Origin of the sequence: Erythrobacter sp. QSSC1-22B (genome assembly GCF_001678665.1) — a bacterium.
Lineage (GTDB): Bacteria > Pseudomonadota > Alphaproteobacteria > Sphingomonadales > Sphingomonadaceae > Qipengyuania.
The window spans coordinates 20,714-45,711 of the sequence record NZ_LZRP01000014.1; the positions used below are offsets into that span (position 1 = coordinate 20,714).

The following is a 24,998-nucleotide window of genomic DNA, read 5'->3' on the forward strand; positions in this document are numbered from 1 at the left end:
TCGAGATATAAGCTTATTTACCAAGTTCAGACGAAAAGAAGGTGCTAACTGCAGCCCGCAGTAAGCACCTTCCTTTTTTGCAAATTTTAGTGATTTAAAAGGCGTAATTAACCCGGACTTGCTCTTTGCGGCGACGCATAGCGAAGCCGATCGCGCCAAAGCCGAGTAGCATCAGGGCCCATGTGCCCGGCTCAGGAACTGGAGCAGATGGTTGGAAGCTAAGCTGACCACCATACGAGCCTTGACCGCGCCCAACGCCATTGACCGTAAGAGTGTTTAGAACGCCCGTAAAAATCGGGATATTTATGGCTTCAGCAAACTCAAAACTACCGGTACCACCAATTGGAACAATAAAATTATTGAACCCATTAAAGAATGAGACTGACGTAAAGTCGACATCGGTGGAGCCACCAAGAGACCCTGCAAGCGTTGTCGTTACCGACCCACTACCAAGCCCATCTTGGCCGAGAGTGAAATTGAACACATCAGAAAAGGCCGAAGCTGGCAGGTTCGAACGTGCGATAGCACCGGACACGGGCCCGGCAAAGGGATTGCCAGTGACTATGAACGAATACGACGAACCATCTGCCGCGATCCCGCCCGTGTTAGGAACAAACACCTCCGCAGAGGCAGGTTGAGCAGCCACGGCGAGGACACACGCCGAAGCGGCCGCCATAGCTTTAAGTTTTGTAGCACTGAATTGAAAGCTCATGTGGTTTCCCTTTCAAAAAGAGACCTAACGAATCGTTAAGGCCATCAATAGCGCAAAAATGGATGAGTGCAACAGGCTTTTGCGCCGATCACCCCAGAAGCTGCTAAAGGAAAATCGAATTTCCTTCTCGCAACGGAATTTCCTTCTCGCAACGAGCGTGCCTGACTAAGCCCGCGCCGTGACAAGCGAGGCCGTGAGGTATTAAGAGAGCTTTGCCCGTTTATGGGGGTCAGGCTAATACCCCGCTTAGGGCGTTTCGGGCTTCTATCCTCGGCCACCACTCTATTGACTATAAGTAAAATCATAAATTCTAAAAGACGTACGTGATACTGAAAGGCGGCGATATCAACCAGCAATTAGAGCAGTCTCAATCAGGAGACTTCCGCATTCTTGCGACCTTGAGTCTTCTGATGGCGTTTTCTTCTATATCGATCGATCTTTATCTTCCCGCACTACCCACAATGGCTCTCGATCTTGGCGCAGATGCTGGTGAAATGTCCTTCACGGTTGCGTCTTACCTTGCCGGGCTTACGCTTGGTCAATTGGTCTGGGGGCCAATTGGAGATGTGATTGGACGTAAACGCCCAATCATTTTCGGCCTGATTATATTCGTCGGAAGCTCGATCGGCTGTGCGTTGTCAGGCTCGTTATCCGAGATTATTGCCTTTCGCCTCTTTCAAGGCCTTGGCGCAAGCGCGGGCGTCGTCTTGAGTAGGGCGATCCTTCGGGATCTTTATTCCGGGGACGAGGCTGCTAGTAAGCTCTCTACGCTAATTGCAATTATGGCCTTATCGCCCCTCATCGGCCCAATAGTTGGGGCACAGCTATTAGAAACTTTCGGATGGACGGAAATTTTCTGGATGCTTGCAGCTATCGGTATCTTCACTATCGGCGCCGTCTGGAGATTGCCCGAAACCTGGCGACGACCATTTGATAAACATCCGCATCCAATCAGTGTTTTCGACCGGTATTCAGCGCTTGGGCGGAACAGAGAACTATGGATTTACGCCAGCGCGGGAGCGTTTTATTATTTTGGAATGTTTGGGTTTATTGGGGCGGCTGCCGATGTATTTATTAATCAAGAAGGCTTGTCGCCCAGCGAATTTGCTTGGTTACTCGCAGGTGGGACATTATCCATCATCATCACAAATTTAATAAACGCTAAGATTCTGAAGCGCTTCAGCTATCGACTGGTTTTACGAATGGGCGCGACAGTCGCGCTTGTGGCGGCATTGATCGGGTTGGCGATAATAGTGCTTCACGGAGAAGCACTGATCGCAATGATCGTAGTCATAGTGGTCTTTATGGCGATGGCGGGTTTTGTCGTGGGAAATTCCATTGCTGGCTCACTCGATACCTGCCCCAATCAGGCTGGCGCCGCATCTGCAATGGTGGGTGCCCTTCAATATGGTGGAGGAATGGCTGGGTCGTTGCTGGTGGCGCTCTTTGCCGATGGTTCCGCGCGTCCCATGACGATAGCGATGCTGGTTGGCGGGATCGGAGCCTGCGCGCTTTCGATGCGCACTTCGCCTCGCCGTCCTAGCCTGTGAGTTCTTGTGAGCGGTCCCATGACCTATCTCCATTTCAGACTCGCGAGGGCCGTAATCGGACAATCTCGTTGCTACCGGCTCAACGTCCGATACTGACGTAAGTGAAACCGGCCGCGCGCATTTCCGCAGGGTCGTATACGTTTCGTAAGTCGACCATGACCGACTCGCGTGCCAACTCCTTCACTCGCTCCAGATCAAGTGCTCGAAATTCGTCCCACTCCGTAATGAGGACGATAGCGTCTGCCCCCGTGATGGCTGCGTAGGGGCTGTTTGACATCGTCACATGCGGCATCATAGGTTGCGCGTTTTCCATGCCTTCAGGATCAAAAGCCACGAGCTCCACACCCGCATCTGTTAGGGCCTGTGCGACAGCAAGGGCGGGGCTGTCTCGCATGTCATCGGTGTTGGGCTTAAATGTCAGGCCAAGCAGTGCGACCTTCTTCCCGCGCGCAGCTTCGGCACCCCCCATGATATCTATCACTTTGCGGCCCATAGCGCGCTTGCGGCTTTCGTTCACTTTCACCACAGCTTCGATTAGCTGCAGCGGACTGCCGTAGTCTTCAGCGGTTTTAAGTAACGCCATCGTGTCCTTGGGAAAGCATGAGCCTCCATAACCTGGTCCTGCGTTCAGGAATTTGGGCCCGATGCGGTTATCGAGGCCGATCCCTCGGGCAACTTCCTGGACGTTGCCACCAGCCCGCTCGCACAAGTCCGCCATTTCATTGATGAAAGTGATTTTTGTAGCGAGGAAGGCATTGGCACCATATTTGATCAGCTCGGCACTGCGACGGCTGGTGAAGTGGATGGGTGACTGATTGAGGAACAAAGGACGGTAGACTTCACCCATCACTTGCTTACCAAATTCGTCCTCGACGCCGATCACAATCCTGTCCGGACGCTTAAAGTCGCCGATGGCTGCGCCTTCGCGCAAAAATTCAGGATTAGAAACGACCGAGAACTTTGAGGTGGTGCCGGATTCGCGAATGATCCGCTCGACTTCGTCGCCGGTGCCGACAGGTACGGTGGACTTGGTTACAATCACAGCAGGCTCATTGAGGCTGGCCGCAATCTCTGAAGCCACGCTGTATACATAGGACAGGTCGGCGTAACCATCACCGCGTCGGCTCGGAGTGCCGACGCCGATAAAGATCGCTTTGGCTCCTTGGATCGAACTTGGCAGGTCAGTACTGAACGATAGTCGCCCGGCATCAACATTATTCGCGACTAGATCAGCGAGCCCTGGTTCAAAGATCGGCATCTCGCCATTCTGCAGTTTGGTGATTTTGCCTTCGTCCTTGTCCACACAAGTGACCTCGTGCCCAAAATCGGCAAGACACGCGCCGGACACCAGCCCGACGTAGCCAGATCCTATCACCGCAATTTTCATATAATTCGCGTCCTTTGAATTGAATGGGCCTAGTTCACTTTCCGCCTCCACAACGCAAGGAGAGGCTAGATTTTTTTGCTAATTTTAATCACAACAAAGGCTAGTTGCGTACGGGAGCCGCTGGAGATCCGTGAGATCGAACGACGATCTTAAGATCCGACCGCATGAAGCAAGCGGCAAAACTAGAATAGGAGGTGTCCTGACTTGCGAACGGGTAACGCTAGATTCTTGTTGCTTGACGCCCGCGATCGCTCGCCCGTAACGCCGCTGCCATGAGCACCCATAAACCGATCCGCAAAGCCGTCTTCCCCGTCGCCGGCCTCGGCACGCGCTTCCTGCCCGCGACCAAGGCGGTGCCCAAGGAATTGCTGCCGATCGTCGACCGCCCGCTGATCCAGTATGCGGTCGACGAGGCGCGCGAGGCGGGGATCGAGCAGATGATCTTCGTCACCGGGCGCGGCAAGACCGCGATCGTAGAGCATTTCGATCGTGCCTTCGAGCTCGAGGCGACGATGACCGAGCGCGGCAAGGACATGGCCGTGCTCGAACCGACCCACGCGACCCCGGGCGACATCATCGCGGTGCGCCAGCAGGTCCCGCTGGGCCTCGGCCACGCGATCTGGTGTGCGCGTGCCGTGGTCGGCGACGAACCCTTCGCGGTGTTCCTGCCCGACGAGCTGATGGTGCCGCAGGCCGGCGGGGGGGCCGGCTGCATGGCGCAGATGGTCGCGGCGTATGACGAAATCGGCGGCAATCTGATCTCGGTGCTCGAGGTGCCGGAAGACCGGGTCTCGAGCTATGGCGTGATCGATCCGGGCGAGGAGCGCGGAAATCTGACCGAGGTGCGCGGTCTGGTCGAGAAGCCCGCGGTGGCCGACGCGCCCTCGAACAAGATCCTCTCGGGCCGCTATATCCTCCAGCCCGAGGTGATGCGGGTGCTCGAGACGCAGGGCAAGGGCGCAGGGGGCGAGATCCAGCTCACCGACGCGATGGCACGGATGATCGGCAGTCAACCGTTCCACGCGGTCACCTTTGCAGGCCGCCGCTTCGACTGCGGCAGCAAGCTGGGCTTCGTGGAGGCGACGCTGGCGCTGGCGCTGGAACGCGATGACATGGGCCCCGAGGTGCGAGCGATGGCGGCGCGTTTGCTGAGAGGCTGAGTTTAAGCGCAATCAAGCTTTGTAGGACCTTGCGAACGGAAGGCAAACGCGTCCCCGTTTGGGATCTGACGTTAAGTATAATCACACCCCGATACCGCTGATGCGTCGGTTTAAGAGGCCAGGCCTTAGAAAAACGGGTGCAGAGGGCACCCCGAAGTCGAACGTTTCGTTAGAACTGTTTGAACGAAATACTCCCTTCCTATTTTCTAAGTTTGATGATTGTTACATCTTACAGTCGTTCGTCCAGCGCATGGTGCCCTGGGACACTAAGCCAGACGGCCTAGGTGGACAAATCCGACGTTTGGAGTCCTCAATTTTGAACGATGATGTCGCCGGGATACGCGATGCAGATAAACGGCTACGATTGTCGCTATTGTGTTCGCGGATGAGGGGTTGATCGCCGCCTGAGGGTCGATGACAAATGGAACAAGCCGCTTTGGTTTGGGTTCGCGTCAGCTTACCGAAAGAAATTTGAGACTGCATCTAGCCAAGAAGCTGAAGTCGGCGTGAAGTGAAGGGTCAGCGCGGATGAGGGACGAGCCAGGCTGGGACTTTATGGGTCTTGTGTTCTGCAGCGTTGTCGAGGATCGCCTGGTCCGCCGGCACCTCGAACTCGATGCGATCGAGGAAGACGATGTAGGTAAATTTCTCGGTGGAGGCCGGAGCGTTCGGCTGCTTGAAGCTGGGCCAGCGGTGCGAAGCGAGGTCTTGGGCCTTCCTGGTCGCCTTCCCCGGGCAGTGCCTACAATCCTCGGCACCGCGCCCGTACCGTCCAGTGGGCCATCTTTTTAACCCTGCAGGCGCTCATGAGTCGACGAACAATCTCGGCGACGCGCTCCGGAGGGACCTGCGCCTTTCCAATTGGGCGGCACTTGTTGCGAGGAGTGCCTTCGCACTTTCGTAAATGCAACGCTCCTGCCAGCGTCGTACGCGGGTAGTGGACTTGCTCGTCCTTGCCTTGTTAACCGAAACGCCTCGACCATGGCCGGTCAGTAATTTTGATCGGAGCGCGCCAGATGTGCTTCTGAGAGCCTTGAGGCTCTGCTCCTATGTCGCGCAACGGATGGCGACCTGCTGCTGGTAGGACGAAGGATATCTCTTTGCGCGTGCGCGCAAAACCAACCCACACAGCAAGGAATTCCAGCCGAACTTACGGTCTGCTTGATCCATCGGAGTCAAAAACCCAAATTTGGCTCATAAAAAGGTTGCAAACATTGGCTCAGCGTTTCGCCATGATGCACTAAGGTTAGCACTGCGTAGCTATCCGCCCAATGCGATCCTTCGGGGCACGCTCCCAGCCGTAATCGGGGCAACACCAGCCCGGGCCATATTTGGGGCAAGGCCGCAGTATCTCAGCCAATGCCACGCTTAAGCACCCGTCACTAAACAACGGCGCCTCTACGTTTACGTTCAGCTCATGAATAGGTACCTTGAAAGCAAGCTCAATACCAAGCTCTCAGCATTCGACGCATCAGTCGTAAACGAGAAGGTCTGCCTAGGTTGCTTCTCGCGTTTGGACGAAGATTGGCCAATTCTGTAGAGAAGACGTGCTCGGCCGACCTCTCCGCCGCACAAGATGCAGATCTATGAAGCCAGCACAGTAACCTATTTTGTGGCGCAGGTCGTTCAATAGGTATACAGTAAAGAAAGTGGTCGCCTCGAATCAACTCGAATCAAAACGGGGAGGTTAACTTGGCTGAGTTCTCGAACCCTCGAAAGGTTGCCGAGCGTATTCGGATGGCAACAAAATCACTGGCTGATCCGCATGACATCGCTGTTGTGCGGCAATATATATATGAGTTAGAGGCAATTGCGCGCAAGCAGGAGCTAAAAGATGCGCGTGCGACGATGACGCAAGAGATAATTGGTTACCAGGAAGGCAGCCAACCTGAAGATGGATGTTCTGCGGAGGGTTCAGGACAAATTGTTCCTTTAGCAAGGCCACCACTGAATGGAAATCTCAAGCTCGTTTCGGAAGTGGGAGAGCGTCCTTGCAAGTGGATTCTAAAACTTGATGGGATCCCTTCTTCGGATTAAGCATTAGTGCTGCAAGAAGGTCACATCATTGTAGCCGACCTATCTATGCCCACCCAATTGGTTGGAGAGGATCGCATATGGCCAATGGAGGGAAATTCGCTCACCAGCTACGTAATTCCACTCAGGTGGTTTTGGGTAACCTTGAGCTACTCGCCTCAAGAGTAAAAGATCCATCCTGCATCCGGTTCATTGACAATGCGCAATCTGCCGTGGTCGAAATCTCGGTGGTTGCCGATAAAATTGAAGACGCGGACGATACCGATCAGAGTCCACGTTGAGGCTCGGTTTTATCGAAATATTAGGTGCGCAGCTCATCACTTGGGTGCACTCGAAGTACATGCTCTGACGCCTGTTTGAAAAATTTTGATACCCCAAGGCTGATGGTCTGACCCAACCATTCTAGCGGTTCGCCGTTGGCTAAAGGGTCCGTTGTATCACTACAGCCCAACCTTGCCTGACGCATCGTCGCTAGCGGGCCGGCCCAGGGGGTCACACCAGGTGAGTAAGGCGCCGGGCATCGCGATGCCCGGCGCCTTCCGCTCTCAATTTTGACCAATTCTGAGGAACACGCCCGTGGCGGGCAAAGAGACTGCGTTCGCGGACGCGGAGCAGTTTCTCACGGTTTTAAACAATGGAGGTATAGGCACAGCTCAGCGAGTCAGCAGGTAGGCCGCCATAGCGATTAAGGCCCAAAGAGCGAACGCCATAAAGAATGCGAAAGAGAAATTAAGGGCCGGCTCGAGATGGGCTCGTTTGGGCTCGAAATGATTGGCGTTGCTTCCAGCGAAAACCTGCTCCACCTTGGAAGTTGGAGGTTTAGCCTTGAGGAGGGCCGCACTGATGGTCGATGTCGGGATCGAGGCGTTGAATTCGCACCCAAAAAAGCGGCCGCTTGCCCAAACCACACGCGCTTGAGCGATCCCGATATTCGGCAAGTGAACCTCTATCCAGTCTTCCACGCAAAGCGTCGGCGCTTCGGCTTCAATTAGAAGGCCACCCGGGGAGATGTCGCGAACGAGAACCTGGGTCTCTCCGGCTTCTGGAGAGTTCGCAACCGCAGAAAGTTCAAGCGAGCGTCTTTGAGCGAACCGACGCTGTAAGCCTTCGGCCGCCCCGCGCGAAACGATGTCATCCCCCGATGCGGGTGCTCGAAGAACGGCCTTCAGATGCATGCGGATTCCCCTTAGAGGAAGGGATATGAAGAATATTCGTTAACGAATGGTTCGCACGTGAGCGAGCGTCGCACTAAATGTGGGGTAAGTCTTTGACGCCCTCACCCCTCGACGGAATCTACGATGCCCCCGCCTAATTTGAAAAGCACGTCGGTTGAGGGGGTGCTTGTTGTAGCCGTTGGATCAGGAAACTTAATGCGTTGTGCCTCTAAGCATAATGATACCTTACCAAGAAATGACACCGCGAGGTGTTCCAAAATTGGAAAGTGGATGCTTCAATCACAGCGAAGAAATCTGTTAGGAGGGTATATTCTGTAGTTTGTACTAGTTGAGATTCGTTGATTATTTTTGCTCAATAACAAACCTAGCGCCGAGCAACGCCGTCAAATAATTTACTTAAGTGACCAATGGCTATCATTGAGGTGGTGGCATCAGATCAATGCGCCTTCGACGCCTAGGCCTGAAACGCAAGGACCTTGCCCAGATTTGCGTTCATATTGGCCTGGTTCCGATCACATTCCCGGGAGAATGGTAACGGCACACCAAGATTTCTTCATGTTTGCCTCGGCTTACCGAGCAGCCCACCTCATGAGTGTCCCTCCAAATTATCTGAGTATAGTGGCTTACGTCCTCAACCCTCGTCGTGGTGCTGTTGGCAGGGAATACGCCAGGTTTAAAGTGGCGTTTCTCTGCGATCCATGCGGCAACCTTTCTTCGCGTCCCAAACCTCCCCGGTGTGCCGCCCCAAATGTTTTCACCGATTCTGGGTTGATTAGGCTCGTCGGGCGAATGCTCAAACCGTCCGGTAGCTGCTAGATATTCCGACCACTGTTTCGCGCCGTGTGCCAATTCATCATTCCAATTCAGCGGTTTCAGCCCGAGTCGACTACGCTCAAGGTTGTGCGCTGCCAAAATATTGGTTTCAAAATCTGCCGGTGCCCTCGCTCCGACAAGGAGCAGAGAAGCAAAGAGAAGCAATCCTCCTGCCTTTTTCGTAGTCGTCACGTTTCATCCTCCGAGTCTCGCTCGAAGTATGTGGCCTCAGAATCTCAAGGAATGATTGACGGCGGCCTTGCGCAGAGAGGGGGCGAGTTACGGTATCGATTGGTATTGCCCTGCGCGGGCATAAGCGGGATCTCCGACTGTTAGCTGAGGGGTTCCTTTGGCGGGACTTCGCTGAACATATCGATCCGCGGCACCCCGACCATGTCAATATTGCCGCCCACGTCCTTCAGGCCCGGCTGCGGTACTCCAAGTTCATGGACCCTCCAACCAGCTCCCTATTAGCATCTTGACGCTGCCAGAGCTCAGCTGCACTCTGACATGTCGTTTAGGCCCTCTGGCCTGCCCGAGCCATCGGGAGGCAGAAGCCGTCGGACAAAGGCGGAGGGACGATTGGGCGGCCTTTGTAATGCTTGGGTCAGGATGTGGCGGAGCGGAGACGGTTGGCAAGGCTCTACAGCTCGAATGACGTAAGCTCCGACAGGATTGAACCCCCGTTCGAACCGTTCACGGCCAGAATGCCAAGCCAAGAGCCCAGACCGCCAGAGGCTTTTCGCAAGGTCACCTTCAACTTTAACATCAATTCAGCCTGATTCTAGCATGTTCTCAACTGCTTGGAGACAAACGTCGGGACTTTCGAGCGCTGTGCTTTCTAATGGCCGGCTTAAGCTTGGAGAAATCGATGCCGCTTGAGCGCTATATAAAAGGGCAAAGACACCCACTGAAGCGCCAGCCATCCAGATGGCTCCCAATGCAGGCGCGCTGAGCTTACCATCCTCATTGCGATTGGCCTTGTTAGCAGCGATTTCGCATGCTTTCACGAGGAAATAAGCGCAACCGAGCCATGCAAAATGTTGAAGCATATTCCCCCCTGCTCATGTTGGAATACGCTCATCTAGGCGGCGTACGTCAGAGGATTTGTGTGGTCCCCATACTGAGACACTTTGATAATTTTTCTCTTCGGGCGGTTGAGTTAGATGTCGTCGGGCCACGCAGGCAAAAAATTGTCGTCTCCTATGTTTGATTGGAGCCTCAAACCAAATGAAGGCGCCGCTGGTCTAACTCTATCAGCCAGCATTCCAGCGGCGAAGAGGCGGACTCCACCGTGGCCGGCGAGAGCAACATAGCTGCTAGCCGCTGGATCGCAGCCAACTGCACGTTCGACCAGGTGATTTACGAGTTCGGCGAGAGTGGGTGGATCCGTGCCAGCTAGGGACCGCGCCATTGCCGGGAGCTAATGTCAGCCGTGAAAGAGCGTCGCAGGGGGCGTTTGACGACGGTCTATGTGCTGGGCCTGAAAGCTTGAACGTTCGGAATTGCCTAGGCTGCATGGTAATTGAGTTGATGGCCCTAATCGTGTGGTCGACAATGTAACCCGCAGCTTTAGCGCCGATCCACTCGGGGCGAGGTTCGATCGTTCGCTTCGAGATTATCTGATAGGGGATATAGACTCTACCAACCGCTCAATGTCGCCTTCGCGCATCTTTGGTTTATCATATCAGTCATCGCATCGTTGAATGTCCGCAGGCCGATTTTGCTGGTCGTAAATGCGCAGCAAAGGACTTCTCCTCCTCTGGTGCCACAGCGGTCTACTCGTAGGTGCACCTTCAGATCGGCCGACGTTACACACTCAGAGATCGTCAGGTGAAAAGCGCGGCCATCCTGTTCATCATCCCAATGGGTCTCGAGTGGAAACCTTGCGCTCTTGGCCTGATTAAGGATGGCTGTGGCGAAAGCATTCATTCGCGAGCGATCAGCCCAGAAGCGCGCTCGACAAGGTTTCCCGTTCTCTTTGGCTGACACATAAAACCAACCGAAGCCATCGGAAGCCCGGCTGTCGTCATCAAACCCGTGATCGCAATTATATCCGAAAGCCAGTTTTTCCATCTGGTGTCCTCGAGTAGGCCACTGCTATTCAGACGACTATAACCAGAGCTTCCTGCAGGAGTTCCGTTTAGTATTTAGCCGATCCATTTCGGCACATCTGCACCTCGCTCGCCTTCTTCGCGATCACCCTTTGATGAGCTTCGGCCGTGACGTGACCCCCAGCTTCCCTCCAGCTGGGGGTTAGAGTCGGGCGGCTTTGTTGCGCATGAGCGCGGTTGAAGCAATGGGCTGCGTAGCGGAGCCCGTAGGGCGTAGCGAAGCAGGCCATTGCTTATTCAGTTCGGCGGTGAACGCCGCCGGGGTTGCGTAGCCAAGGGCCGAGTGCTGTCTCTCCCGGTTGTAATCCTCGACCCAAGCCGCGGCCAGAACCCGGGCATGAGCAAGGCTGAGGAACAGGGTCTCGTTGAGAAGCGCGTCGCGCATCCGGCCGTTAAAGCTCTCGCAGAAGCCGTTCTGCATTGGCTTGCTCGGTTTTCTGATCCGCCGAGTTAGGCTAGGGTCCAGACTGAACCAGAGCCAGAAGGCGACGGCAGTGGCGAGCGCCACACCGGATAGGAAGTTGGCGGCAAGCTTGTTGCAGCGGGTCGCGATACGGCGGAAGTCCTTGAGGCGGCAGAAGGCAGTTTCAACGAGGTGGCGGTCGCGATATCGCTGCTTAGTAGCGGATTGTGCGCTTGCGGTTTGTCGGTCCGGGATGATCGGAGTGGTTCCGGTTTTGCGTAGCGAACGCCGCAGCCGATCTGCATCATAGCCTTTGTCACCGAGCAGATAGCGCATCCCGCTGGCGCGTTCGAGAAGGGCGGGAGCGGCGGCCACGTCGCTGACGTTGCCCGGCGTCAGCATCAGCGCAAAGGGGCGGCCAATGACGTCGGTGAGAGCGTGGATCTTGGTGGTCCAGCCACCGCGCGATCGCCCGATCGCCTGGACCGAATGCCCCTTTTTCCTCCGAACGCCGAACGCTGCGCTTTGATGTAGGTGCTGTCGATAGCGGTGCTGCGTGTCACGGCTCCAGCATCGACCAGGGCATTGAGCAACTTCAACCAAAAGCCGCGGCGAGACCACCGGTTGAACCGATTGTAGACCGTCGTCGACGGTCCGTATTCGGCGGGACAATCGCACCAGCGGCAGCCCACCTTCGACACATGCAAAATGCCCGATATCACTCGCCGATCATCCACCCGCCGGGCGCCTGGCTGGTTCTTTGGCAAATGCGGCTCAATGGCTGCCCACGCTTCATCCGACAGCCAGAACAACGAACGCGACATATGCAGGAACCTCCATATCCAGTGGAGAACCCTTGAATCAATGTGCACGACGCTTTTCAAGAAGCTAATTGGGTCTGGACCCTAAGAGCGAGTTACGTAATGCAGCGAGTGAAGGCGGCGGCAATAAACTCGAAGGTGTTATAGATTTTGTTGCGGTGAAAGAACCACTGAGGTCCAGGCTCAACGCGGAGGCGATGGGAAACAGTTTTGGTCGGGACTGTTAGAGGTCTTTTTCGCGGCCCCTGATAATCTCAACAACATCGCCCACGCTCGCTTCGTGGAAGAGGTTCTGGGCAAACTCCAAAGGCACGCCAATGCAACCGTGAGTTGCGGCTCCCCATCGAACCTTGCTTCCGTGAACCGCCACACCATCACTGGTCAAACGAAGCGTAAATGGCATCGGTGCATCGTAGGTTGCCGAGTGATGATCTTTCAGCTTTGCTACGATTGGAAAGCGACCCAGTGGTGTCTCATGCCCATCTACACCATACAGGATGACTGCGGTACCTATCTCATGTCCCCCGCGAAACGCTGAGATGAGTTGGGTGTCGAGATTGACGCGAACAACGAGGGGGCCCGGAGTGTCGTTATTATTCCAGACAAAATCTCCGTAACGCAAACGCTTGCGGACATTGAGAATGGACTGCGTTCCCCGCGGCACGAGCCCCTGCGATGCAGCGCGGTGACTTTCATCGGGGCTCAAGAACAAGCGGGAGCCGGTTTGCAAAGAAGCCTGAGCCTCCGGAGGTGATACCTTAGTCGCACCATCGGCGCGGGACCACGCCTCTTGTCCGAAAATTCCAAGTGCAACTGCGGAAATCAAGAATACTAGATACTGAAAGCGCATTTAAGCTATCGCCTGACGTTGCAAACGCCTCTGGCGCCGCATTGACGCACCACACATTGCAGCCCCCATAAGCATGAGGACCCACGCAGATGGTTCTGGAACGGCAGGAATTTGCTCTGGCGGAGCGGGCGGCTGACCCTCGCCTCCGCCACCACTGCTACCGCCTCCTCCATTTCCACCTCCGCTTGAGCTACCTCCGGAAATGAAACCCGGACCCAAGCCGCCTCCGCTCACCGGCAGAGGCCCTCCCAAAAAGGTTGGCGCACGCGGAGCGACATCGCCATCTGGAAATTGGGCAAGAGGAACTCCCAAGGGAGTCAGAGCCATCAACTCTTCCGGAGTTATCACCAAGTGATCGTTTGTGGCCGGTGAAAACACTTTGCCGAGCACGCGCTCGGTCACCAAATCTGCTGGCTCGGCCAGCGAGCTGGCAGCGTCGCTTGACCGCTTCGTTTTGGAGAGCTCGGCCTTTGTACGTTCACCAGGCGAACGTGCGTCCAGCAAACTTGCAATATTCGCAACGGAATCGCCAATAGAGGAGCCCGAGTCGCTCAGCTCGGTGTTACTGGCCCATAGCGCAATTGAACCCGCACCCACGAGGATCCCAATTGCCACTCCCGTGGTTCGCCGGTTGATCGTCAAAAATGAGCGTTCCATTTTAAGGCCTTCCTGCGCCTCCGTTGCACTTCATATAACGTCCGCACAAGGTTAATCAAAAGTATGTACCATGGTGAACCAGAAAATTCAGAAACCAAACCGCGGCTTTATAACTCACAGGATCCGGGTGGCCATGCGTGCTGATTACGCCAAAACGCGTCGAGTGAGGTTAGTTTCCAAGGCTAACGATGAAAGGTGCTTCAACATGCCACCATAGGACGGGATTGGACCAACTCTCACAAGCAAACGGGGGCCGCAAATCCGGTCACCGAAGTGCAAGCGCACCCATGCGTTCCAACCGAAAAGCCTTTTTGCAATTGCAGTATCAGCAAATGGTGTTGAGGGCCCGACCACGAACTAATTTATTTATATCAACGGGTTGGCGTGACTCGGCACTCTCGTCGTCGATCTTGGTTTATACCGTCTCGCTTCGAGAAGGTTTTGAAAAGAGCTTCCGGCGATCAGCGAAGCGGACCGATGCCACCCGTGCGCATCATTTGCGCAAACCTAACCTTGCCAAATGCATTCGTCGATGGCGAATGGGCGCTTGCGGAGCCCTTTTTTTCTCCGCCACCGCAAACTGGCTGACCTCGCAGACTGCCGGACCGGTTGGTTGTCGAGGGCGTTCTCGAGCTGCTGCGCGGCGGGTCCGCGGTGTGCTTGGTTAGCATCGATCGAAGCTGCGCAAGGTGCCGATGATGGTCAGACACTACCCTAGCGCATTCTCGCTCTGGCGAAACAGTTTGGCCGCTACGCCAATACGCCTGCGGCCGGATCTTCCGGGGCATGTGTGGGCGCCGCGAAGGATAGCACCCGATCGCCCATGCGCCCGTTCGAGTGAAAAAGTTCGGCGAGGCGCTGGACGAGGTGTTTTGCCTTATGGACGAGGACATTGGCCCGCCAGGTTTGCGGATCGACATCGTTGTGGAGGGCGGCCAATCCGACCGGTGTCCCAGTGCGGTTCACTTTACCGTCACCCTAATTTGAGGTGTCGCCAAGTTCTGTTCCTGCTGTACAGAGGCCCCAACGGGAAGGAGTGTTGACGTTGGAAACCTTTTGGGATTGGTTCACGGTTTTTTGCTTTGCAGGGCTTGTTACGCTGATGCTGCAGAGGTCGTCTGAAGAAGAGCCGCGTGACAAATTATGGCAGTACGCCCCCCCAGCAATCGGGTTGGCAGTGGCAAACTACTTCGGCAATGAAGAGGTGCATTGGGTCGCTGCAGTTATAATAGCTGCCGTGGCACTCTACGTGTTTGCCGTTTTAAAGCCCCGAATATCAAGGCCTTAAATCGGCCAACCCCGCTTCCGCTCTAACTGGAATGCGGTCCATACGCATTACAGGGTCGAGGTCGGTTTTTATCTGTAAGGACTCCTTTTTAATGTTATGGTTTCCGCGTTTATTTGAAAGGCGGAACGTTCTGGCATGCCCATGATATGTGTTCTGCCTTTAACACTACAGCAACGTTGCTGAACCACGCAGAGCCCGAGTACCAACAGCGCCGAGGATTCATTGAACGCTCAGAGTGGCCTATCCCCAGAGTGCGATAATTCGGCTCAGCGACGGCCGGGATTGCATGCTCGTGAAAAGCGAATGGTTCTCTATGCGCTTTCCATAGCTTTGGATTGCTTGGCGCTTGGAGGGGGGTACTTGTTAGCGCGGGAGTTGAGAGATGCTGTTTGGCTCGACGCAGGCGGACCTTCCATATTAGTCATCGCTCTACCCGTCTTCCTCATGCTCTCAATCGCGCGCGAGGCTCAGTCGGTGGAGGCGCTGGAAAGTCGATCGCTCGCTGTGCGTCGCGCTTTCGGGGCACTTTTCGGATCTGCATTCGTAATTGTGGCGATTTCGTTCTTATTGAAAATCGAGGACATTTCGCGCTTGGGTTTTGTGGCAACCTTTGCCGCCTCCGCCATCTTTATCGTAGTTAACAAGCTGATAATAGATTATCTTTTCCATCGCTGGATGAAGGGGGCGGCGATAGCGCGACTTCTCGTGCTGGATGGCCTCGCGGCTCGTCCCGCACACCAGATGGATGTGGTCGATCTTGAAGCAATTCATTTGCGCCCGGATCTGGGTAACCCCGCCGTCATGGATGCACTTTCTCGCATCATTGCTCCCTACGATCGGGTCGTCATAGCCTGCCAATTTGAAGATCGAGACCTGTGGTCGACCTACCTGAAGGGGCATGACGTCGGTGGCGAGATTCTTTTGGACCGTGACATTCTCCGTGGTGCAATCGCCATCGGACAACATGGCGACCGCGATACGCTGGTGCTCTCGCGGGGGCCGATAAGTCTCGCAAATAGATTTAGTAAACGTGTGCTCGACCTCGTCACTGCCATTATCGCACTAATCGTCCTTTTCCCTCTGATGGTGCTAGTCGCCATTCTGATAAAGATTGAAAGTCCCGGGCCGGCCCTGTTTCACCAAGTGCGGGTGGGGCAGGGGAATCGTCATTTCACCATCTACAAGTTCCGGTCCATGCGAGCAGATGCTAGCGATTCAAACGGAACACAATCTGCAGGGCGAGCTGACCTTCGTGTCACACGGATCGGTAAATTCATTAGACGGACAAGTATTGATGAATTGCCACAGCTATTGAATGTCATAATTGGAGATATGAGTATCGTCGGACCAAGGCCGCACGCGCTCGGATCTCTCGCAGGGAACACGCTGTTTTGGGAAGCCAGCACCCATTACTGGGCAAGGCACGCCCTAAAGCCTGGTATAACTGGCTTGGCGCAGGTAAGGGGTCATCGAGGGGCGACAGAGACTATCGAAGATCTGGACATGCGCGTACGTGCCGATCTTGAGTATGTTGAGAATTGGTCGCTTTCGAATGATTTTCTCATCATCCTACGCACTTTTCGCGTAATGATTCACAAGAATGCATTTTGACGCCTTGGCCAACGCCAGGATGGCTCGTCGGTGCCAATCTGTAGCTGCGGAAAGCAGGTGCGCAAGTTATGCCGAATGGCGTCTCGCCAAAGCGGCGATGGTTTGGAGCGGCAGCTGACCCTGCCAGCACCCCATGATCACCGGATGGGGTCTGAAACAAGCGGATAGGCATTGTTGGGTCACCAGTGCCGGCGTAGGTTCCCGCTGCGCTGAAGGTCCTGCGATTATTTCTACAGGGCCCGGGTGCGGATCACGATGCCCTCATATCGATATTGGAAAGGCATGTCGGCCCTGCCTTGCTTATTTAGCGGGCTTGAAACGCGATCCCCCATGGCGTCGATCCGTTGGGGTTACGCAGGAGCGGGCGGTGTCGCGGACCTCTTCACAGTTCAGTTGCCTTGCTGTCGAAGCGCTCAAGGAGCTACTTTCATAATCGCATCTGAAACGAAGCAGAGCCATGCTCTACACTCACCGAAGCCTGACGGGACCTCTGGAATAATTGACGTTGATGGCGCCTTGTTGGAGCTCCGAGCCGCTCAGCCGACGGTTGAGCTCGCGCTAGTTTTTGCAGCGATCCCCTCTGTTTTTTGCCATTCTCGCGGCGTTCGTTCGAGTTTCAGGCGCATTTATCCCGTTGAAATCCGTCGTTTATTGGATATCCCTCGCCCTCATTGCGATGGCGTGCCCACGCGATTAGAAAAAATGAAGCCTTCGACTGGCCATGCGGCTTTGCCCAGGCTCCCAAGTGGTTGGTACCAGACACGGACCGCGCTCCAATCGTTAGCCGGGGAGACATCCACCGCTATTGCGTTGCGCTCGATTTGACCGCGCCGACCGTCGATTGGCGACCAATTGGCGTGATCGAGTAGCACGGAGCGGTTGTCCAGCACTCGACTAACCGTCGCGACATGACCCAACCGCAACGAACGGTGCGGTCGGAACGTCATTACCGCTCCAATCCGCGGCACCTTTCCGGTCGCATAGCGACTCTTCGCCTGCTCCCACCAAGTGTGCGCATCGCCGTATAGTAGGATCCCCGAGACTTTGCGTGCAAAGGGCTCCGAACGAAAATAAGGCCGGAGTTCAGTGCTAGGAGACGGCGCGCGCACTGAAAGAGCAGGGAGGGATTGCCCAAACGCGTGAGGTGCCGCCAAGATTACGAAGCCAGTGAGAGTGAAGGATAGGATTTTTTTCACTTCTTTGATCCGCCCACCTATCACAAAATGCCCGACGGTCAGTCGCATGCAACATCGTGCTATTCGTCGGCCAGCGACAGTTATTTTAACGGCAATGAGCTAGAAGGACCAGCTTCTAATTATTTTTTCTAGTTCCGCTGGAGGCAGCGTTCAGTTCAGCATGGAAATCCCCCATCAGGGCAGCCGCCTATGAATGTCTAAAATGCGTCGCAAAGACGTTCTGAATGTCCAGATTTTGGGTCGACACGTGAAATTCCGCTCTCGGCGAAATCCGGGCGTCAGCCTGACCTATCTTAGGATCGCGGACGCTCAGCGTCGACGGCTTGAACTGGGTGGAAAGCTTCCAGTCCCTTTTTGTGAGATGGACGTAGGAAACGGTGATCCAACTGAACCGCATGCGTCGGCAACAACCCGCCACTTAGCGCACGAATATTCTAGGCAGCGAAGTGAGCTTCGCTTGCTTGTCGACCTGCTGCACGATGAGCGGTGCTCCCAGTAATTAAGTGCGTGAATCAATCTGGCGGATTTGATTCAGGAAATGCGTTGGATCGGCAAGGGCAGGGCGGGAATTGTCGCCACATGGAACCCAACCAAACCGAAATTCACCTACACCTTCAAGCTATCGACCGGACCCGGAACATCGCGCGTGACTACCATCTTACGGCAAGCTCTGACCTTTTTGGGTGGACCATCGTCGAGCGTCGCTGGGGGCGCATTGGCGCGAAGGCGAAAAGTACCCGCACAAGTTTTGAATGCGAGCAAGATGCAGCGGAGTTTGTGACGGCCATTCGTCGTCGTAGAGCCAGCGCCGGACGACGCATCGGTGTTTCCTATCGGCCGGTAGCGTCGCATTGATTTGCTACCACAGTAAAATTCCCTTGTTGTTCGTTAGAAAGCTGCTTGGTTGCCGGAAATGCGTCCATCGAAGCTGTAGGTTTGGAATTACCGAGCTTCAGCGTTCGACGGTGATTTCGAACAGTTTGCACAAAATATTTCTGTCGCGGAACCGAAAGGGTCGGGTCTTTGGGGAAGTCGAGTGATCGGGCGCGGTAGCGTGGAGATCGAGACGCCATACCGGCGATAGCCTAGTCGAAGAGCCTCGTAGTTTCCCGCTTTACCCTGTAGACTGGGCGCATGACACGATGGCAACTCATTTCACTGCTTGCACTTATCATGCTCGGCGCGGTGTTCTCATACCTGCTCAAAGACACGGGAACAATTGGGCGATCTATTGTTCATTCGGCGTCTGCGAACCTCATCCTTCAGGATAAAGAATCTCCACAATTGACGCATGGAGATGGCAACCTAACCGTTGTGATTTTCACAGATTACCAATGCCCGTCGTGCAAAGTGGCAGATTCTGCTCTGCAGCGGGCGATAGCACGAGATGGAGACGTCAGAGTGATCTATAAGGATTGGCCAATTTTTGGTGAATCTTCCTTGAAAGCGGCAAAGGTAGCCTTGGCCGCGCACCGACAGGGCGTCTATTTTCCCGTCCATCGATTTTTGATGAAGTCAGCTCAAGTAGACGATACAGCTTTGCGCACGTCCGTTGAAATTGCAGGAGGAAATTGGGAACAGGTGGAAGCTGACCTGTTGGATCATGGGACGCAGATCGTAAGGCAGCTTGAAGCTAATGATCGTGACGCATTCTCACTTGGCCTCCAAGGCACTCCAGGATACCTTATAGGCTCACTGTTGGTCGAAGGGGCTTTGACGGAACGTGAGTTTACTCGTGCTTTCAAGCAGGCCCGAGCAGAGCCTTGAGTGCAGCCGTCGCGCTTATAGACCCAGCAAGCGCTCTTGGATCGTCCTTAGGTTAACTGCTTACGCCATTGGTTTGAAAGCAGCTTTGAGTGGTCGTAAGCTCGGTCTCGGTGTTCTCGATGTTCGCAGGTTTGCGAAGTCCGCGTTGACATTTGTGGTGAGGCCTAGACCCTAAGAGCCCGTGTTCGCCGTTCTGCCTTTGGACAACCTCCCCTCGGGCATGGAGCCCGGTTATTTTCGCGATGGCGGCTCTGGAGAAATCCAGCGAAAGGTTTCGGAAGGGGCGGCGCTCATCAGTGGCGCTTCTAATACCAAACGCGTCCGATGAGTTTGCCTGGATGACAAGATAGTTTCGAGCAACGCTTCGCGAAGTTTGCCGATGTCAGGGCATCTATGTGGGAATCTATCGAACAAAGGCAGTAGCCGGGCAATTTGATATTTAGCACGCTAGCAAACGAACTCGTCTGCTGAGTGAGCGCCGTCGCCACGCACTTCGCTCATAGCAGGTTATATTCGAGCGTTCATCCGTAGTCCGATCATATCAATCCCGGGGTTCTGCTCGGAATTAAACACTTGCGCGTTGCTAATGTGGACCCAGCTCATCTCAAGGGATACACGCGATGACACGCTGGCTCCTATTGCGATTTCCGGAGTAAACAAGACCCTGCTGCCCAGATCGGTCCGCATGCCCGTTACAATATCAACGCGAAGATTTGGCGCGTCGTGCAACGCCAATCCCACACCGGGACGTACGTATATCGGGCCTACATCGATTTTCCAGGAAAGCCCAGCGGCGACGAAGTTGGTGTCGCCGGCGGTGTTGATCGATCCAAAGGCCTGCGCGGAGGGCTTACCAAGGAAGTCTAAGGCGCCGATCGGCTCTGTACGAGCACCGATTTGGATATCAGCACCTTCCTCCCCCGTGTCGAGGGTGAATGGCGTATCGACCGCGTGAGCATAGAGGCCCCCGAAAACTTCACCTGCTTGGGCGGGTGTCCCGATTAATCCGATGACAAGCACGGCGGCCAGCAAGGATCTCTGCATTTGGCAATTTCCTCGGAGCAGGGCTGAACACCTCCCATTCTCAAATTTCGCTATGCTGACGGCGAAAGATGTCTGGGATCGAATAGGTGCTTCAGTTCCGTTGAGACATCGACGTTTTTGCTCTTGAGGCCTGAACGGATACCGGGCCCCACAGTGACCTGGGAGGCCCGGACTTTGTAAATTTAAAGTTCTACCGCTCGGTGGGACTTAAGACCTAGCCCGAGGATTTCTTTGCCGAACCACTCCCCTGCCCGGCCTTACGCCCCAAACCAAACTCTTTGGCCATGGCTGCGCGCCGCTCGCTGTATGCAGGCGCGGTCATTGGGTAATCGGCGGGGAGATCAAACGTCTCGCGATAGCGCTCGGGCGTATAACCATGGTTTGCAAGATGGCGCTTGAGCGTCTTATATTTTTTCCCGTCGATCAAACTGATGAGATGCGCGCGGTCTGCCCGGCTCTTGCGGATACTCACCGCTGGTTCTGGTTTAGCCTCCACTGGCTCGGCTTCGCTTTGACCCAGCCCAGCCAGCGCGGCGTAGGTCTCTCGGATTAGCTCAGGGATATCATTCGAAGCCATCGCAGTCCCTTGCACGTGGGCTTCGACGATCCGGGACGTCAGTTCAATCAAGTCGGCGTGTTCACTCATGTTGTACTCCTTCGACACCTCTCTAGGCTAACTTTGTCGGAATTAAAATAACTTAACGGAATTTTTTGTAGATACTCCCTGGGTTGAATAGGTCTTGAATAGTCGAGCGGGGGACATTTTGTTACTGGATTTGCCGCTTAGCCCAAGGCCCAGTCTCTTGCCTGCACTGGAGGGAAAGGAGTGGTATTTTCAATCGAAGGATGCTCACCCAGCCCGTGGATTCCGGGCGTCGTCGCGCTGGGCAAAACAGTTTGCTATGGGCAATAACGAATTGCCGAGATTATGGCGCGTTACCGGAATGGCTAACGTCGCAGATTCGGGCAAATTCGGTAACTGAACCCCCAGCAAAAGATCCACTCCGCGACGGTGGATAATGGAATGCAGAAGCTCGAAATGCTTCCGGTCGGGAATTTGGATGATCATTCCTTGGACGAACCGCGCCGAGCGCGAACTTTTACCCGGAGCGGGTCAAGACTGCCTGCCGTCACGTTTGCACCGCGACCCTCCAGCGCCCATTCGTCGAGAAGGATTGGAAACAAGCCAGTGCGAGCCACCACAAGCGCGGTAGCCATGCATGAGAATTTTATCATCTCTTAGCATATAGAAAGGGTTGGGGCGCCTTACTGAGAACCCCACGCTGCCCCGCCCTCTTTTTTCTCAAAATTTATCTCAGCTTTTGAACGGTCCGACGTCTGTGAGCTACCGCTCTCTGGTCCCGCGTATCACGCGCTCTGTTTTGAATGTCTGGCATTCGTTGTAACATCCGATGCAGAAGCAAAGTTACGAAATGTTTGTAAATTTGCACCATAAGGGCCCCCGATAACCACGATCAGGGGAAGCGGTCAGTCCACCGCACCGAATGGCAAACTTTGTGGCAGCCATGTTGAGAGATCGGTTTAGCCGGTTCATGAGGCCTGCGCGCGCGGTAACGCACCGGCTCGCACCTTGGCGAGGAAAGCGGGCGGCGTTGCCACCTGGCAAGCGCGGGCGCATCGTTGTTTGGGCAATTGGGCTGGGGCTGGTGGCTGGCGCAATAGATCTGCCACTGCCTGCGGAAGACGCGTTTCGAGCTCTAAGAGCTACGGTGAAAATGCATCCGGCAGATGGTGAGGTGCTGGTGGTATTGCTCGATGATAAGTCGCTCAATGCGATCGGAGGGAACGAGCCGAGCAGAGGCCAGGATGCTCAACTTCTTGAGCGACTATTCGCGATGGGCGCAAATCGGGTATTTTTCGATCGTGTATATGCGGACCCTACCGACCTCCATGAGGACCGGAAACTCGTTGCCGCATTCGAACGGCACCGGGGAAAGGTCTTCGTCGGAGCCTTACCGCAAATTTTGCAAAATGACGGGTCGGTGGTCGACCTTCTGCCACATCCCCGGTTCCGATCCTCTGTTGAGATTGTAAGCCTGGAGGGGCAAGAAGCACCGTTTGGGCTTTCCGCGAGTTTCCCCGTCAAGACATCCATACTTGGCGCGAAACGCCGCTCGCTATCGGCCGAATTGGCTCGACTCGAGGAAGGGGAGGGCTTTTATCGTCCTGACTTTGCGATCGACTACGCGACTATCCCTACAATTAGTTACATTGACGCTTTAAATGGCGATGGTTTTAGGGACGCCGTTGACGGTCGTGATGTCGTGGTTGCGCCATCAAGCCATACGTCGAACGATTTCCATCCCATGCCGTATCGTTGGGCGGTAAAGAAGGTCCCAGGTGTCTACTTCCACGTTCTCGGGGCAGAGACGCTCAAGCGTGGTCTCCCCACAAATTTTGGATGGCTGCCAATATTTTTCTTCGCTTGTGTTATAGTGGTAGCACAGGCCCGAATAAAGAGGCCTTCAACACGGTATACGCTGCTTGCTGGCGCCAGCTTCCTCGTTGCTCCCTTCGTATTGGACGGCGTCAACATCAGTGTTGACGTCATGCCAGGGGTTATCTGTTTCTTGATAGCTTCCATCCGCCTTCAGCGCCTCGCTCGAAATACGTATTACGGCGCAACTGGACTCCAGCGGATTGAGACCATGCACGAATCGAAAATGATTGCAGCCAAGGATGTATTTGCGCTTAAAATCCGCAACTTCGCAATCATCTCAGCCAGCTTAACTCCACTACAAGTCGAGCAGTTGCTGCAGAAGGCGCTGCTCATGTTACGCGCGACCAATCCCGATCCGCAGGTCGCCTTTCACAAAGATACATTCGTTTGGACGCGGCCCAAATCGATGCTTACTGACGCGCAGGGCCACTTGAAGGGGCTTCATGCTATCTTCCGTACAAGTATAACAATCGGTGCCCACGCACCCGATGTCGCCACCTCGCTAGGTTTGGACAGGAGCTATGAGGCTTCGATGCGCGAGCGAACGCAGAATGCGATCCAGAGCGCTGAAGATGCTGCTCGCGCCGGCGAAATATTTCGGGTCAGCGAAACGCAGATCCCGGAAGATCGCAATTGGCACCTCCAGATTCTTTCAGAACTTGAGCACGCGATATTGAACGGGGAGGTTGAAGTTGCCTTTCAACCGAAAGTTTCGCTTTCAACTCTCGCTATCGTTGGCGCCGAGGCGCTGCTTCGATGGACTCACCCTACTCGAGGCCCAATCAATCCGGCAGAAATCATTGCTATCGCCGAAGCGCACAGCCGCATGGACAAGATCACTAACTTTGTACTGAACCGCGCGCTTAGTCAGACTCGCTTGGCTATAGCTCGTGATCCTTCGTTTATGATCGCAATCAACATTTCGGCGCTCGATCTGCATGATCCTTTGTTCCCGTTTGTGGTAGAGCAGAACCTTGCAGCTCACAGGATTCCCGCGTCTAATATTGTGCTCGAGATTACGGAAACAGCCCAGATTTATGACGAGGGGAGTGTCGCCTTGACACTTTCCGCCTTAAAAAAGATAGGTGTTCAGCTCTCAATAGATGATTTCGGGACTGGGCATGCGACGCTGGAGCATCTGCGCCGAATTCCGGCTGACGAAGTGAAGATAGACCAGAGTTTCGTGATGGGCATGGAAGCCAGTGATGAAAACTGGATGCTGGTAAAGACCTCAATCGAGATGATCCATTCGCTCGGTCGTAGGGCAGTCGCCGAGGGCGTAGAGAACCAGACCATCATGACGATGTTGCGTGAGATGGGTTGCGACGAAGCTCAAGGATATCACTTCTCCAAGCCCATCACCATGCAAGCCTTGGTTCCGAAGCTATCGTGGGGAGCCGCCGCGGCTTAAGCCTCTTGCAATATGGTTAATCTCTGTTAACCATGCTCGTTAGCACATGATGTGCAAACAGGAGGTTCTTATGTGGGAATATTTCCGGACGCTTTTCGGCGCGCGCTAAGCGCTTTGATCCTGGTTACGTAAAGCCCTGGCTGTGCCGGGGCTTTACTTTTTTGACGCTTAAAGAAAGCACAAAGCGGTAGGCTGAGCGCCCAAGTTTAGTTTTCCATCTTCCCGCCCCAAACGGCGATGTATGGGGGCAGCACGCTGCCTTTGATGCCTATCTAATTGAAGACAGGTTTGGGATCGCAATGCGATCGTCGGAGTGTCTGAGATCGGAGCGCCTTAGAGTCGGTTTCAGAACTCATGCTGAGCGACCGATACGGCGGACGAGCAGCATGATGGAAGCGGCGTAAAGGAAGGCTTTGGCCGATGCGACCGAGGCTTCGAAGTCTTTAGCGAGGCGCCGGTTTCGGTTGATCCAGGCGAAGAAGCGCTCGACGACCCAGCGCCTCGGCTGACCCGCGAAGCCGACCTGATCGGATTTACGGCGAAC

21 protein-coding genes and 3 pseudogenes are annotated in these 24,998 nt (G+C 54.8%); 9 read left to right on the forward strand and 15 right to left on the reverse strand.

Annotation, left to right across the window (positions count from 1 at the left end; all coding sequences use genetic code 11):
- Positions 1-94 precede the first annotated feature (94 nt).
- Positions 95-712: an FxDxF family PEP-CTERM protein gene (locus A9995_RS16280; protein ID WP_082992801.1), complete on the reverse strand. Its 618-nt coding sequence runs from the start codon at positions 710-712 to the stop codon at positions 95-97.
- 323 nt (positions 713-1,035) lie between these two features.
- On the opposite strand from A9995_RS16280, the gene A9995_RS15305 reads away from it, so the two are divergent.
- Positions 1,036-2,262, forward strand: a complete 1,227-nt coding sequence (locus A9995_RS15305) for a multidrug effflux MFS transporter (RefSeq protein ID WP_082992802.1) — start codon at positions 1,036-1,038, stop codon at positions 2,260-2,262.
- Between the two features lie 79 nt (positions 2,263-2,341).
- Here the strand turns inward: A9995_RS15305 and A9995_RS15310 are convergent, their stop codons facing one another.
- Positions 2,342-3,649: a UDP-glucose/GDP-mannose dehydrogenase family protein gene (locus tag A9995_RS15310; protein ID WP_067614602.1), complete on the reverse strand. Its 1,308-nt coding sequence runs from the start codon at positions 3,647-3,649 to the stop codon at positions 2,342-2,344.
- A gap of 272 nt (positions 3,650-3,921) precedes the next feature.
- On the opposite strand from A9995_RS15310, the gene A9995_RS15315 reads away from it, so the two are divergent.
- From A9995_RS15315 to A9995_RS16860, 3 genes are all read left to right on the forward strand, one after another.
- On the forward strand, positions 3,922-4,809 hold the full coding sequence (locus A9995_RS15315; protein ID WP_067614604.1) for a UTP--glucose-1-phosphate uridylyltransferase: 888 nt from the start codon (positions 3,922-3,924) through the stop codon (positions 4,807-4,809).
- A 1,692-nt stretch (positions 4,810-6,501) separates the two neighbouring features.
- Entirely contained in the window at positions 6,502-6,846 is a 345-nt protein-coding gene (locus tag A9995_RS16855; protein ID WP_145917007.1) for a hypothetical protein, read from the forward strand.
- 77 nt (positions 6,847-6,923) lie between these two features.
- Positions 6,924-7,124 (forward strand): hypothetical protein, encoded by a 201-nt coding sequence (locus A9995_RS16860; RefSeq protein ID WP_145917008.1) that lies wholly within the window; start codon positions 6,924-6,926, stop codon positions 7,122-7,124.
- Positions 7,125-7,496: 372 nt separating this feature from the next.
- Here A9995_RS16860 and A9995_RS15320 read toward each other — a convergent pair whose 3' ends face one another.
- The 9 genes and pseudogenes from A9995_RS15320 to A9995_RS17140 all read right to left on the reverse strand — a co-directional run bounded on the left by A9995_RS15320 (position 7,497) and on the right by A9995_RS17140 (position 14,642).
- Complete coding sequence (locus tag A9995_RS15320) at positions 7,497-8,018, reverse strand: PilZ domain-containing protein (RefSeq protein WP_067614606.1); 522 nt, start codon at positions 8,016-8,018, stop codon at positions 7,497-7,499.
- 492 nt (positions 8,019-8,510) lie between these two features.
- Positions 8,511-9,023 carry a CAP domain-containing protein gene (locus tag A9995_RS16285; RefSeq protein WP_082992803.1) on the reverse strand — a complete coding sequence of 171 codons (513 nt, stop codon included), beginning with the start codon at positions 9,021-9,023 and terminating at the stop codon, positions 8,511-8,513.
- A 581-nt stretch (positions 9,024-9,604) separates the two neighbouring features.
- Positions 9,605-9,883: a hypothetical protein gene (locus A9995_RS16865; RefSeq protein ID WP_145917009.1), complete on the reverse strand. Its 279-nt coding sequence runs from the start codon at positions 9,881-9,883 to the stop codon at positions 9,605-9,607.
- Positions 9,884-10,472: 589 nt separating this feature from the next.
- Entirely contained in the window at positions 10,473-10,907 is a 435-nt protein-coding gene (locus tag A9995_RS16870; protein WP_145917010.1) for a hypothetical protein, read from the reverse strand.
- A gap of 180 nt (positions 10,908-11,087) precedes the next feature.
- A pseudogene (locus tag A9995_RS16290) lies at positions 11,088-11,378 on the reverse strand (transposase); the annotation flags it as partial.
- Between the two features lie 105 nt (positions 11,379-11,483).
- Positions 11,484-12,172, reverse strand: a pseudogene (locus tag A9995_RS16295) (IS5 family transposase); the annotation flags it as partial.
- Positions 12,173-12,392: 220 nt separating this feature from the next.
- A complete protein-coding gene (locus A9995_RS16300) occupies positions 12,393-13,019 on the reverse strand; it encodes a L,D-transpeptidase family protein (protein WP_082992804.1) in 627 nt (208 codons plus the stop codon).
- A complete protein-coding gene (locus A9995_RS17705) occupies positions 13,020-13,676 on the reverse strand; it encodes a PEP-CTERM sorting domain-containing protein (RefSeq protein WP_082992805.1) in 657 nt (218 codons plus the stop codon).
- 750 nt (positions 13,677-14,426) lie between these two features.
- Positions 14,427-14,642 (reverse strand): hypothetical protein, encoded by a 216-nt coding sequence (locus A9995_RS17140; protein WP_168157427.1) that lies wholly within the window; start codon positions 14,640-14,642, stop codon positions 14,427-14,429.
- A 79-nt stretch (positions 14,643-14,721) separates the two neighbouring features.
- Here A9995_RS17140 and A9995_RS16310 point away from each other — a divergent pair, with 79 nt between their 5' ends.
- Together A9995_RS16310 and A9995_RS15330 are read left to right on the forward strand one after the other, a co-directional pair.
- Entirely contained in the window at positions 14,722-14,964 is a 243-nt protein-coding gene (locus tag A9995_RS16310; RefSeq protein ID WP_082992809.1) for an XrtV sorting system accessory protein, read from the forward strand.
- A gap of 303 nt (positions 14,965-15,267) precedes the next feature.
- Positions 15,268-16,575: an exopolysaccharide biosynthesis polyprenyl glycosylphosphotransferase gene (locus tag A9995_RS15330; protein ID WP_067614610.1), complete on the forward strand. Its 1,308-nt coding sequence runs from the start codon at positions 15,268-15,270 to the stop codon at positions 16,573-16,575.
- Positions 16,576-17,243: 668 nt separating this feature from the next.
- Here the strand turns inward: A9995_RS15330 and A9995_RS17455 are convergent.
- Entirely contained in the window at positions 17,244-17,819 is a 576-nt protein-coding gene (locus tag A9995_RS17455) for a CHAP domain-containing protein (RefSeq protein WP_369815869.1), read from the reverse strand.
- Positions 17,820-18,350: 531 nt separating this feature from the next.
- Between A9995_RS17455 and A9995_RS16315 the strand changes: the two genes are divergently transcribed.
- Together A9995_RS16315 and A9995_RS16320 are read left to right on the forward strand one after the other, a co-directional pair.
- Entirely contained in the window at positions 18,351-18,626 is a 276-nt protein-coding gene (locus tag A9995_RS16315) for a WGR domain-containing protein (RefSeq protein ID WP_082992806.1), read from the forward strand.
- A gap of 279 nt (positions 18,627-18,905) precedes the next feature.
- Complete coding sequence (locus A9995_RS16320; protein WP_082992807.1) at positions 18,906-19,538, forward strand: thioredoxin domain-containing protein; 633 nt, start codon at positions 18,906-18,908, stop codon at positions 19,536-19,538.
- A 507-nt stretch (positions 19,539-20,045) separates the two neighbouring features.
- Here the strand turns inward: A9995_RS16320 and A9995_RS15340 are convergent.
- Both A9995_RS15340 and A9995_RS15345 read right to left on the reverse strand, forming a co-directional pair.
- Positions 20,046-20,582, reverse strand: a complete 537-nt coding sequence (locus tag A9995_RS15340; protein WP_067614614.1) for an acyloxyacyl hydrolase — start codon at positions 20,580-20,582, stop codon at positions 20,046-20,048.
- 214 nt (positions 20,583-20,796) lie between these two features.
- Positions 20,797-21,228, reverse strand: a complete 432-nt coding sequence (locus tag A9995_RS15345; protein ID WP_067614622.1) for a MucR family transcriptional regulator — start codon at positions 21,226-21,228, stop codon at positions 20,797-20,799.
- Between the two features lie 907 nt (positions 21,229-22,135).
- Between A9995_RS15345 and A9995_RS15350 the strand changes: the two genes are divergently transcribed.
- Entirely contained in the window at positions 22,136-24,454 is a 2,319-nt protein-coding gene (locus A9995_RS15350) for an EAL domain-containing protein (protein WP_255360166.1), read from the forward strand.
- Between the two features lie 352 nt (positions 24,455-24,806).
- Here the strand turns inward: A9995_RS15350 and A9995_RS15355 are convergent.
- Positions 24,807-24,998, reverse strand: a pseudogene (locus tag A9995_RS15355) (IS5/IS1182 family transposase); the annotation flags it as partial.